The organism is Stappia sp. (assembly GCF_048261845.1).
Taxonomy (GTDB): Bacteria; Pseudomonadota; Alphaproteobacteria; order Rhizobiales; family Stappiaceae; genus Stappia.
In genome coordinates this window covers 60,323-71,619 of the sequence record NZ_JBLXFR010000010.1, presented here as the reverse complement: position 1 = coordinate 71,619, position 11,297 = coordinate 60,323, and the positions used below count along the sequence as shown (strand labels likewise).

Genomic DNA, 11,297 nt, shown 5'->3' with positions numbered 1-11,297 from the left:
GTCAGTGCGGGCGAAAACCTGAGCTCCGTGCAACGTGGATTGCATGGAGATGGGGATGGGCCCGCCGCTCGCGGCGGTGTCGTCGCGCAAAAGATGTGATCCGAAGCAAAATGCACTGCGTAGTTTGTCACGGAACATGTGTTCCTCGACTGAACTCCTGCACGCTTGCAGTCTTTCCAAAGCTTTCCGTGGTTCTGCCGATATGGCGAGGGTGGGAGCTGTGGTAGAGTTGGAACCCGCCCGGCTTGAGCAGACGAGTCAGTCAGACGACGGCGAGCCCGCTGGTTCTGCCTGCGGATTCTGGCCGCGGACACGTCAGGACATGTGGGGCGAACAGGAGATGACGAGATGATAACCGGTCGTTATGCCCTGGTTCTTGCGATCGCCCTGCCGCTCATGGCGGCCGGCGGCCCGGTTGGCTCCGCCATGGCGACGGAGCCCGTTCCGGGTGCGAAACTCGGCAAGGATCTCAACGAGATCATCATGAGCCTGGCGGAGGCCGGTTACGTCACCCTGCGCTATGCGAACAAGGACGGGCGTATCGAGATCGTTGCGCGCCGGGACGGGCAGCGCTTTTACCTGCTGGTGGATGACGCGAGCGGCGTGATCGTGACCGTCGTCCCGGAAGGGGGCGATCCCCTGCTGAAGAAGCCGGAAACCGTCCCTGGAGACGACAGTTCGTCGCGCGCAGCCGGGATGGAGTACCTCTCCAGGGCGATACCGCTTCGTGATCGCGGCGCGCTCCGGCCAGTCCCCCGGAAAGCGTTCCGGGCAGATGTCGTTCGTCAAGGCGAAAGCCTGGCTTGAACGCGCCTTGTCCGGCTTCCGTGCAGCGGGTGGTGGTTACAGATACTGTTCGATCAGGGCGGTGACCTCGCGGTCGCGCGCGCCTTCGCTTTCCCCGCCGAAGACCACCGCGATCACCTGCCGGCCGCCGCGCCTTGCGGAGGCGGCGAGATTGTAGCCCGACAGGCGGATATAGCCGGTCTTGATGCCGTCGACGCCGGCGACACGCCCGAGCAGGTTGTTGGTCGCCTCGAACGTGCGGCCGTTATAGGCGAAACTGCGGGCGGTGAAGGCGCGGGCACGGTCCGCGTGCCGGCTTTTCAGGGCCCGCGAAAGGATCGCCATGTCGCGCGCCGTGGTCACCTGACGCGGATCGGGGAGGCCGGAGGCGTTGACGAAATGGGTGCGCCGCATGCCCAGCGCACGGGCCTTGGAGGTCATGGAGCGCGCGAATGCGTCTTCCGAGCCGCCGAGGTTTTCGGCCACAGCGACGGCGACGTCATTCGCCGATTTCACCGCGAGTGCCTGGATTGCCTGCGAAACGGTGATCGTTCCGCCCTGCCTGAGACCGATCTTTGCCGGCGGCTGACCGGCGGCGCGGGCCGAGACCGCGAGCTCGGTATCGAGGGAGACACGGCCTTCGGAGAGAGCGTCGAACAGCAGGTAGAGCGTCATCATCTTGGTCAGCGAGGCGGGATAGCGCAGGGCATCCGCCTGTTCCTCATGCAGCACGCTGCCGCTTGCCGCGTCGATGACGATCGCCGCATGGGCGCGAGGCTCCGCCTGCCCGGGAGGCGCGAAGGCGAGCGCCGGACCGGCACTCGTCGCGGCGGTGCCAGGCAGTGCGGGCAGGGCGGCGGTCTGCACGGCGGCACCGCCAACCCGGCTGCCCGTCGACGTGCCGGCCGAATTGCCGGCTGTCTGGCAGGCGGCCAGCGCAAGGGCCAGGGACAGGACGGCCGCGACCCGCAGCCGGAAACGCGCCGGCGTTCTGCCTGCTTGCGGCGCAGATCGCAGCGATGCGCCCCCGCCGGTTGCGTTGCCAGTTGCGTTGCCAGTCACCTTGCCAACCGCCTTGCCAGTCACCTTGCCAGTCACCTTGGATGTCTCCGCTTGCCGGGAAGATCGGCAACCCTGTCGGCGCGCACCATATCGGATCGCGGCGGGGGGAAAAAGCCGGGAGAGGGCAACGCCCGCCGATTGTTCACCGCAGTAGGCGGCGGCGGCGCGCCGGCTCGTTTACGCAGCGTTTTTCTGGTATGATGTGACAATGGCAAGACGGGCTGGCTGCAGATGGAACGGTTGACGACCCTGCCGCATACGACCGCACGCAACGGCACGAGGGGCGCCGCAAGGCTCGCTGCCGTGCTCGCGTTGCTGGTTGCCTTTTCCGCCGTGCCGGGCCTTCAGGGGGCGGCCGGCATCGCCAGCGCCGGCGAGATCCGGCAGGCGGACGGGAACACGAACTGCACCTGCCGCTTCTTCGGGACCGACTACAAGCTCGGCGACACGGTCTGCCTGCGCGGGCCCGACGGCCCCAGGATGGCGCGCTGCTCCATGAACCTCAACAACACCGCCTGGAAGACGCTGGAGCGCGCCTGTCCGACGGCGCTCGCGCCGCCTGCTCCCAACCTGACGGCGTTCGCCGGGCTCCCCGCCGCGCATTGAGCGGTTTTCCCGGAAACGGTTCAGGCCTGCGGTTCTGGCGAGGCGTCTCAGGCAGCGATATCCACCCACACGGGAACATGGTCGGACGGCTTTTCCCAGCCGCGCACATGTGCGTCGATGCCGACGCTTTCCAGACTGTCGGTCGCCTCGGGCGAGAGCAGGACGTGGTCGATGCGGATGCCGTTGTTCTTCTGCCAGGCGCCGGCCTGATAGTCCCAGAACGTGTAGACGCCGTCTTCTTGGTTGGTGGCGCGCACCGCGTCGGTCAGGCCGAGCGCGAGCAGGGCCCGGTAGGCGCCGCGGCTTTCCGGCTGGAACAGGGCATCGCCCGTCCAGTTCTCCGGATGGCGGGCATCGCGCGGGTCGGGGATGACGTTGTAGTCGCCGAGGAGGATGAAACGCTCCTCCTCCTCGAGATGCATGCGGGCATGGCGGATCAGGCGGTCCATCCAGCCGAGCTTGTAGGGAAATTTCTCGGTGCCGAGCGGATTGCCGTTCGGCAGGTAGAGGCAGCCCACCCGCACGGGGCGGGCGCTGGTTTCGATGCGGGCCTCGATGTAGCGGGCCTGCTCGTCGCTGTCATCGCCCGGCAGGCCGCGCCGGATATCCGTCAGGGGGGTGCGGCTGAGCAGGGCGACGCCGTTGAAGCCCTTCTGCCCGTGCGTCTCCACCTGATAGCCCATGTCCTCGATGGCGGCGCGGGGAAAGCCCTCGTCGACGGACTTGATCTCCTGCAGGCAGGCAAGGTCGGGCTTTGCCTCGTCGAGCCAGGCAAGCACCGTCTCGAGGCGTGCCTTGACGCCGTTGATGTTCCAGGTGGCGATTTTCAACGGCGTCGGTCCTTCGGATCGATAAGGCGGGGGTCAGATCGAGAAGCTGGTGCCGCAGCCGCAACCGGCGGCGGCGAGCGGGTTCCGGATCTGGAACGACTGGCCCATCAGGTCGTCGACGAAATCGATGACCGAGCCGCTCATGTATTGCAGGGAGACGGGGTCGATGAGCACGCTCGCGCCGTCGCGGGCGATGACGAGATCGTCGCTCTCCTTCTCCCGCACCAGGTCGTACTTGTACTGGAAGCCCGAACAGCCGCCGCCCTCGACGCTGACGCGCAGGCTGGTCCCCTCCGGTTCCGCCGAGAGGATGCGGGCAATGCGCTTCACCGCCGTGTCGCTGAGGTCGACCGTCTCGGGCGTCGCGTCCGTGATGTGATCCGCCATGGTCATGCTCTTCCGTTTTGCGGGCGCTGCCGGTGCCGGCGGGGCTGTGTCTCCCCGGGCAGCGGGAGGCTCCGATGCTTGCCGTGCCGGGAGATCCGGCCGGGAAGGCTTGCGGAAGGCGGAAAATCGCGCGCGTCCCGCAAGGCCACCCTGTGCAAGGCGTTAGTGAATAGGTATGAACAGCGCGGGCATGCGTCAACAGTTTCGCTGCCCGAATGTGTGCCCGATCCTCGCGCACGCACTGTCCGGCAGACGATCAGGAGGCCTTATGACCGCACCGCTTGGCTATGGAGCCCAGCCGCGTGCCACCTACGCCACCGACCCGGACAGGAGCGCCGGGCGGCTGGTGCCGGAGGCGGAAAGCCCGACCCGCACGCCGTTCCAGCGCGACCGCGACCGAATCATCCACTCGACGGCCTTCCGGCGGCTCAAGCACAAGACACAGGTGTTTGTCTATCACGAGGGCGATCATTTCCGCACGCGCCTGACCCACACGATCGAGGTGTCGCAGATCGCCCGCTCGCTCGCCCGGGCCATGCGGCTCGACGAGGACCTCGCCGAGTGCCTGGCGCTTGCCCACGATCTCGGCCACACGCCGTTCGGGCATGAGGGGGAGGATGTCATGGACGCCGCGATGGCGCCCTTCGGCGGTTTCGACCACAACGCCCAGTCGCTGCGTGTCGTTACCGTGCTGGAGCGCCGCTATGCGGAGTTCGACGGGTTGAACCTCAGCTGGGAGACGCTGGAGGGGCTGGTCAAGCACAACGGGCCGCTTGTCGATCCGGCCGGAAAGCCGCTCGGCAAGTTCGCGGAGGCCGGACTACCCTTTGCCATCCGCCAGTATGCGCTAAAGCAGGACCTGCGCCTCGACAGCTGGCCGAGTGCCGAAGCGCAGGCCGCCGCCATCGCCGACGACATCGCCTATGACGCGCATGATCTCGACGACGGGCTGCGGGCCGGACTGCTGAGCATCGAACAGGTGCGCGAGGTGCCGTTCCTCGCCCGTATCCTGGACGAGGTCGACACGCGCTATCCGCAGCTGGAAGAGGCCCGGCGCATTCACGAAATCGTGCGACGCTCAATCACGCGGATGGTCGAGGACGTGATCGGCGAATCCCTGCGCCGGCTTGCGGCGCTGTCTCCCGGAGACGCGGAAGACATCCGCGCGGCCGGAGCGCCCGTTGTCGCCTTCTCCGACGAGATGGCGGCACGCGAACGCGAGGTGAAGGCCTTCCTCTTCGCCAATCTCTACCGGCACGAGACGATGCTTGCCGTGCGCCGGCAGGTGGCCGGGGTGGTGCGCGACCTGTTCAAGGCCTATATGGCCGAGCCGGTCGAGTTGCCCGAGGAATGGCGGCGCGGCCTCGAGCAGGACGACGACACCCGGCGGGCGCGGCGCGTCTGCGATTTCATTGCGGGAATGACCGATCGTTTCGCCATGGACGAGCACCGTCGGCTGTTTGACCATACCCCCGATTTGGGCTAGTCCGCCGCGCGGAACACATTGTCTTTCCACCGGCCCGGACGTGGCCGAACCAGACCAGACCGGATTGCGGACCACGGGACGCGATCCTCTCCACGGATGCAAAGATCGAGATGAACATCTTCAACCACTATGCCGAGCTTGTGCGGGCCGCGATCCTCGAACTCCATCCGGGAGGCGAGGTCGGAGCGGACCTGTTGCAGCGATGCGTGGTGGAGCCGCCGCGCGACAGCGCCCATGGCGATCTGGCAACCAATGCGGCGATGGTTCTGGCCAAGCCGCTGAAGACGAACCCGCGTGCGCTTGCCGAGAGCCTGGGTTCGGTGCTGGCGCGCAACGAGGATATCGTCAGCGCCGAAGTCGCCGGGCCGGGCTTCATCAACCTGCGGCTTGCCGACAGCGTCTGGGCCAGGGTGCTGAAGGCGGTGCTGCAGGGCGGCACCGACTTCGGGCGTTCGACCATGGGCGGCGGGTTGAAGGTCAATGTCGAATACGTTTCGGCCAACCCGACCGGGCCGATGCATGTCGGCCACTGCCGGGGTGCCGTTGTCGGCGATGCGCTCGCGTCGCTGCTTGATTTCGCCGGCTATGACGTCACCCGCGAATATTACATCAACGACGCGGGCTCGCAGGTCGACGTGCTCGCCAATTCGGCTTTCCTGCGTTACCGCGAGGCGCTGGGCGAGGATATCGGCGCGATCCCGGAAGGGCTCTATCCGGGCGACTATCTTGTGCCGGTCGGCCAGGCGCTTGCCGAGGAGCATGGCGATGCGCTGCTGGCCATGGGCGAGAGCGAGCGGCTGCCGCTGGTCAAGGACGCCACGATCGCCGCGATGATGGACCTGATCCGCGCCGACCTGATGCTGCTCAATGTCCATCACGAGGAGTTCTTCTCGGAGCGGACCCTGCATGCGCGCGAGGGAAGCAACGGTTCGCCCATCGACCAGATGCTGGACATCCTGCGCGAGCGCGATCTCGTCTACGAGGGCACGTTGCCGCCGCCCAAAGGGCAGCTTCCGGAGGACTGGGAAGATCGCGAACAGACGCTGTTCCGGGCCAGCGCCTTCGGCGACGACATCGACCGCCCTTTGAAGAAGTCGGACGGTTCCTATACGTATTTCGCGGCCGATGTCGCCTATTTCCTGTCAAAGTACCAGCGCGGCTTCAAGGAGATGATTTTCATCCTGGGCGCCGATCACGGCGGCTACGTGAAGCGGCTGGAGGCGGTCGGACGGGCGATTTCAGGCGGCGATGCCAAGGTGATCGTGCGCCTGTGCCAGTTGGTGAAGCTGTTCCGCGCCGGCGAGCAGGTGACCATGTCGAAGCGCTCGGGAGACTTCATCACGCTGCGTGATGTGGTCGAGGAAGTCGGCTGCGATCCGGTTCGCTTCATGATGCTCTACCGGAAGAACGACGCGCCGCTCGACTTCGATTTCAAGAAGGTGACGGAGCAGTCGAAGGACAATCCCGTCTTCTACGTGCAATATGGCCATGCACGTTGCAGCTCGGTATTGCGTCAGGCGGGAGAGGAGTTCCCGGATCTCGACCTTTCCGCCAAAGCTTTGTCGGGCATCGATTTTTCCGGTCTCACCGATTCGGGCGAGCGTGACATCGCGGCCAAGCTCGCCGCATGGCCGCGGCTTGTGGAAAGCGCGGCGGAAGCACATGAGCCTCACCGGGTGTCTTTCTACCTGCACGAACTGGCCAGCGCCCTGCATTCTCAATGGAATAAAGGCAAGGATTCGCCGCAATTACGTTTTATTAACGCTGAAGATCGACAAACAACACTGGCCCGCCTTGGTCTCGTACGTGCGGTCTCCCTTGTTCTAGCCTCCGGCCTTGGCATTCTTGGCGTGGCGGCTCCCGAGGAGATGCGGTAGGGCGGGGTGTCATGTCGGCGCGTACGCGCGCCGCAGCCAGCGGGGAAGTCCTCAGCACCATGTCCAATCGTTCGAATTACCCGGCCGGAGGTCCCGACCCGCGCGACGACCGCTATCGCGCCGATGACGGGCCTGCCGGGTTCGACGAGGATCCGCTTGTCGAGCTCGCACGCATGTCAGCAGAATGCGAAATACCGCCCTGTCGCGCTGGTGGATCCCGGAGCCGGAACCCGAAGCCGCCGGCGATGCCGCGCCGGGCCTGATCGATCACGAGGCCTGGGCGCGCGACCTGGAGGCCGGCCTTTCGGCGATTTCGGCGGCTATGCGCCGGGCCGGCTATCGGAGGAACCGGCGAGCCTATTCCGAAGAGGGCTATTTCGAGGACCCTATGCCGAGGACGCCTGCGCCTCAGGCCTATGCGGAAGAGGCCTACGCGCCGCAACGGCAGCCCCGCAGGCCATGGCCCTATGCCGGTTGCCAGTCGCGAGGACCAGGGCGGACGGATGAGCCCGGACAGCAGGCGGCCTATGATGCCGAGCCTATCCGGGCGAAGGCTTGCCGCTGAAGGCCTTCGCCGAGGTCCGTCGCGGCCGAGCCGGTCGATATGCGGAAGCTGACCCCTGCGGCACCGAAGAACACCGCCGATCCTATGCCGATTCCGTGGTGCCGACCCGCGCTACGCGGCCGATTTCAGCCCGGAACCCGCGATCCTATGCGGGCCGGTTCGGTGCAGTCGGCGTTCGCACCCGCCAGGATTTCGGACCGATTTCATGCAGGCGCCATGAACGCCTGGCCGATGACCTGACATCGCTCGAGCGAGCTGCTGGCGCATGGGCTGGCCGGCCGCCTCAGGCCAGGTGCCTAATCCAACCCAGGCTGACCTATTCGGCCGATTCGCGGCTGTCCCGGATGCAGGGCATAGCCAGGCCCCGCATTCGAACCGGCGTTCGAGACCCCCGAGGACAGCGGCTCGACGACCGCCTGCTGCTGGAGGACGATCGCCTGCCGGGGCGCCCGCCCGGCCTCATGCCTCCGCTTATGCGAGCGGGAGTTTGCGAGGCGGTCGACGACATCTTTCAGGCAGATCCGGAGGCCCGCCGCCGCCGGGCGGATACGATCTCGACGAGGTTGCCCAGGCGATGCGCGAGGGCGACCGAATGGTGGTCATGGCGTTTTGCCGCCGCATTCCCCAGGGCGGGGAAGGGCGGCACCCGAGCACGGCGCCTGAAGGTTTATGCGGGGCAGTTCTGGGCGCCGACGGCAGCAGCGCCTTCCCGTCTGGATTTCGGGGAAGGGCCAGCGGTCCGCCGCCGGTCATCGCCGCGGCAGCCAGAAGGTCTATCCGGAAACGGACGACGGCGAACGGGCAGAGCAAGCTGATCTACGATCGTGTCGGCGATAAACGCCTCGCGACGAACGTCTGGTCCTGCAGGACGAGACGCCAGTCGCCTCGCTGCCGCCGGCGGACACCGCCGGAACCTCGCAAAGGCTCTTCCGGCGGACGCGCCGTGTGCGCGCGGGCGTGCGCCCGGCGGTACGATCATTTCCAGCGACGAACCGAACCGCGGCGGCCAGCCGCGCCAGTAACCGCCGCGCAGCGCGGCCGGCAGAACAGAATGCCCGGCGAGGAGGACCGCGGTCGTGACACAGCATCAGCGGCGGCCGCGCCAGGCCGGGCAGACCCTGGCGGGCGCACAGCAGGCGCCGAGCCGCCCGTCAGGTCGCACCACGGCATCGGCGACACTGCGGCGCCACCCGGGCGATGTTGCACCGCGACCGCGACGCACCGATACGCCGTCAACGTGCCGCGCACAAGCCGGGCGGCATCGACACACTGGCCGAGCGCGCCGCGCCGCGGTGGGCGCAGGAGCACCGGCCGCATAACCTCCCCGCGCCGCTCACCTGACGGCCCAGCGGGCCTGCGCCAGAACGCCTGCCCGCCGGCGGCCCAGGCCGCCCCCCGCTCCGGCGCGGACAGCGCCTATCCCGTCCGGTGCCATATCGTGCAGGTCTCCTCGCAGCGTACGCAGGAACGGCGCAGACGGCTTCAACGACCTGCAACGCCGGTTCGGTCCTGGCGGTGTATCCGGTGATCCAGCGGGCCGATCTGGGTGATCGGGGCACCTTCTACCGGGTGCGTGGTCCGGCCCGGCTCCGCGACGATGCGATCGCTTTGCGAGCAGCTGAAACGGCGGGCGGCGACTGTTTCGTCCGCCGCAACTGGGAGCAGGGCTCGGGGCTTGCCTCGGCCGACCTGCAAAGACTTTCAAAGGGCGGACCAGGCGTTCCACTTGGCCCGAGAGGCTCGCGCGGGGCCGGCGGGAAGCAGAAAGCGTGGAACGATCATGACGAAGGCTTTCATCGCGGGCTGCGGGGCGGGGCGCGGGCGACGGCGCGCGTTCTTCGAGCAGAGCGACCCTGGGGCTGATCCTGTTCTCCGCAATTGCTGTCCGCGCAGATCCGCGCCCTGGTGGGACTTCCGGCCGTTGTCGGGGGTCCAACGCACCTGTCCTGATCGACCAGGAAGGCGGCCGGGTCCGCCGGCTGCGTCCGCCGTTGTCAGGGTATCCGGCCAGCGCAATCTGCAGACTCTTTTCGGCCCGGAGGCGGGCCGCGGGCGGCTTATCTCGGCAGCCGGCTGATCAGCGCCGACCTGCCGAAGCTTGGCATTACCGTCGACTGTGCGCCGATCCTCGATGTGCCGGCCGCGACGAGCGAGGCGATCGGCGACAGGGCCATGGAGCGACGGCGGAACGGTGGCGAGATGGTCGCGCCTCGCCGAGGGCTGATGGCGGGGTCCTGCCCATCAAGCACATGCCCAGTTACAGGCGGGCAGCCGACCGAACCATTGGACCTCCCGGTGGTGGATGCGCCGCTCCGGTGAGCCGACGCCGTGGACTTCGCGCCGTTCCGGCCTACCGACCTGCCCTGGCGATGACCGCGCTGTGGTCTTCACCGCCTGGATCCGGACTTGCGCGACCCAGTCGCCCCGGGTTCGGCGAGACCCGCGGGCGGCTCGGCTTTATGACGGGTTGCTGATGGCGACGACCTGTCGATGAAGGCGCTTGGCGGGAGATGACCGCGCACTTGGCCTTTGCGGCCGGCACGACATGCGCTTCATTGCAATGGCGACATGGGAGATGCGAGGTTGCGGCGCCCGGGTTCTGGGGAGAGGCGGGCGCCGGGCGGGACCCTCCGCGTGGCGCCGGGCCTGCCGTTCGAGGGTCGCGGCGCTAGTGAGGCTTCTGGCGGAGGCGGCCGCACTTCCCTAAAAACGGTGACGATTGCCGAGGAGCCGAGTTGGGGCAGGGGTGCAGGACACCTTTTCGAGGATCGGAACGGCACGGGCGCACGGCGGACGCCCAGCACCGATCCGGCACTGGTGGTGGATGTCGACGGGTTCGAAGGGCAGCTCGATCTGCTGACTCTTGCCCGCAAGCAGAAGGTCGATCTTGCCCGGATATCGATCCTGGCGCTGGTCGAGCAGTATCTGGGCTGTCGCGGAGGCCGCCGTTGCGGCTGGAGCTTGCCGCCGACTATCTGGTCATGGCGGCCTGGCTGGCCTACCTGAAATCGCGTCTGCTGATTCCCGAACAGGACGAGGACCAGCTTACCGGCGAGAAATGGCGGCCCTTGCCTTCCGTCTGCGCCGGCTCGAGCGATGCGGGAAGGCCGAAAAGCTGATGAACCGCAACCGCTCGGGCGCGACGTTTTGCCGCGGCAAGCCCGAAGCATCCCATCGCCCGGCGCTTCCTGGACGCACGCTCTGACCTGTTGATCGCCTATGCCGCGCAGCCAGCGGACCTCAGTGACCTCGGTCCATGTGCGCCGCACCGTCTGGTCGCTGCAGGAAGCCCGCGACCTGCTGACCGGCTGGTCGGACATATGGACTGGGCGCCGCTGGACGCCTATCTGTCGAGGTATATCGGCGAGGGCGGGCAGGCGAGCACCGTAATCGCCAGCGTTTTTCCGCGAGCCTCGAATGGTTCGCGGTGGAGTTGCGTCAGGCGGGCCTTCGCCCGCTCTACCTGAGGCGCGGTGCCGGGGAGCGGGAGAGCGGGCGAAGCCGAGGCTCGTGCAGGCGGGAGCAGACCCGCAGGACGGAATGGCGAGACTGCGGGCGACCGGAAGGCCGGCTCGACGCTGGAAAGGGCGCGGCGCTTGCCAGCGGCGTGCGCATGGTCGAGCGCTGCTGTTTGCGTCCCGGACCTGCTCAGCGCCGAATCGCCATCCGCCTGCCGGGCGGGCGGATATCCCGCGCTG

General features: G+C 67.4%; 8 protein-coding genes and 1 pseudogene. 6 read left to right on the top strand and 3 right to left on the bottom strand.

What is annotated here, in order from left to right; genetic code table 11:
• The first annotated feature begins 348 nt into the window (after positions 1-348).
• Positions 349-807 (top strand): hypothetical protein, encoded by a 459-nt coding sequence (locus ACN0T5_RS06670; RefSeq protein ID WP_417767837.1) that lies wholly within the window; start codon positions 349-351, stop codon positions 805-807.
• Between the two features lie 36 nt (positions 808-843).
• Here the strand turns inward: ACN0T5_RS06670 and ACN0T5_RS06665 are convergent, their stop codons facing one another.
• Positions 844-1,884 (bottom strand): D-alanyl-D-alanine carboxypeptidase family protein, encoded by a 1,041-nt coding sequence (locus ACN0T5_RS06665; protein ID WP_417767836.1) that lies wholly within the window; start codon positions 1,882-1,884, stop codon positions 844-846.
• 195 nt (positions 1,885-2,079) lie between these two features.
• Here ACN0T5_RS06665 and ACN0T5_RS06660 point away from each other — a divergent pair, with 195 nt between their 5' ends.
• On the top strand, positions 2,080-2,454 hold the full coding sequence (locus tag ACN0T5_RS06660) for a hypothetical protein (protein ID WP_417767835.1): 375 nt from the start codon (positions 2,080-2,082) through the stop codon (positions 2,452-2,454).
• Positions 2,455-2,501: 47 nt separating this feature from the next.
• Here ACN0T5_RS06660 and xth read toward each other — a convergent pair whose 3' ends face one another.
• The gene (gene xth / locus ACN0T5_RS06655; RefSeq protein ID WP_417767834.1) at positions 2,502-3,284 is read right to left on the bottom strand and encodes an exodeoxyribonuclease III; all 783 of its coding nucleotides are present in this window, start codon (positions 3,282-3,284) and stop codon (positions 2,502-2,504) included.
• Positions 3,285-3,317: 33 nt separating this feature from the next.
• On the bottom strand, positions 3,318-3,671 hold the full coding sequence (gene erpA / locus ACN0T5_RS06650; RefSeq protein WP_417767833.1) for an iron-sulfur cluster insertion protein ErpA: 354 nt from the start codon (positions 3,669-3,671) through the stop codon (positions 3,318-3,320).
• A gap of 268 nt (positions 3,672-3,939) precedes the next feature.
• On the opposite strand from erpA, the gene ACN0T5_RS06645 reads away from it, so the two are divergent.
• The 4 genes and pseudogenes from ACN0T5_RS06645 to ACN0T5_RS06630 form a co-directional block, all read left to right on the top strand.
• Entirely contained in the window at positions 3,940-5,157 is a 1,218-nt protein-coding gene (locus ACN0T5_RS06645; RefSeq protein ID WP_417767832.1) for a deoxyguanosinetriphosphate triphosphohydrolase, read from the top strand.
• Between the two features lie 110 nt (positions 5,158-5,267).
• Entirely contained in the window at positions 5,268-7,034 is a 1,767-nt protein-coding gene (gene argS / locus ACN0T5_RS06640; protein ID WP_417767831.1) for an arginine--tRNA ligase, read from the top strand.
• 184 nt (positions 7,035-7,218) lie between these two features.
• Positions 7,219-7,599, top strand: coding sequence for a hypothetical protein (locus ACN0T5_RS06635; protein ID WP_417767830.1), 381 nt, complete (start codon positions 7,219-7,221; stop codon positions 7,597-7,599).
• Between the two features lie 2,646 nt (positions 7,600-10,245).
• Positions 10,246-11,068, top strand: a pseudogene (locus tag ACN0T5_RS06630) (segregation and condensation protein A); the annotation flags it as partial.
• Between the last annotated feature and the right edge of the window lie 229 nt (positions 11,069-11,297).

Excerpts from the sequence above, each read along its gene's own strand:
- ACN0T5_RS06670 (WP_417767837.1), top strand. The coding sequence starts at position 349 with ATGATAACCGGTCGTTATGCCCTGGTTCTTGCGATCGCCCTGCCGCTC.
- ACN0T5_RS06660 (WP_417767835.1), top strand. The coding sequence starts at position 2,080 with ATGGAACGGTTGACGACCCTGCCGCATACGACCGCACGCAACGGCACG.
- erpA (WP_417767833.1), bottom strand. The coding sequence starts at position 3,671 with ATGGCGGATCACATCACGGACGCGACGCCCGAGACGGTCGACCTCAGC.
- ACN0T5_RS06645 (WP_417767832.1), top strand. The coding sequence starts at position 3,940 with ATGACCGCACCGCTTGGCTATGGAGCCCAGCCGCGTGCCACCTACGCC.
- argS (WP_417767831.1), top strand. The coding sequence starts at position 5,268 with ATGAACATCTTCAACCACTATGCCGAGCTTGTGCGGGCCGCGATCCTC.
- ACN0T5_RS06635 (WP_417767830.1), top strand. The coding sequence starts at position 7,219 with ATGCGAAATACCGCCCTGTCGCGCTGGTGGATCCCGGAGCCGGAACCC.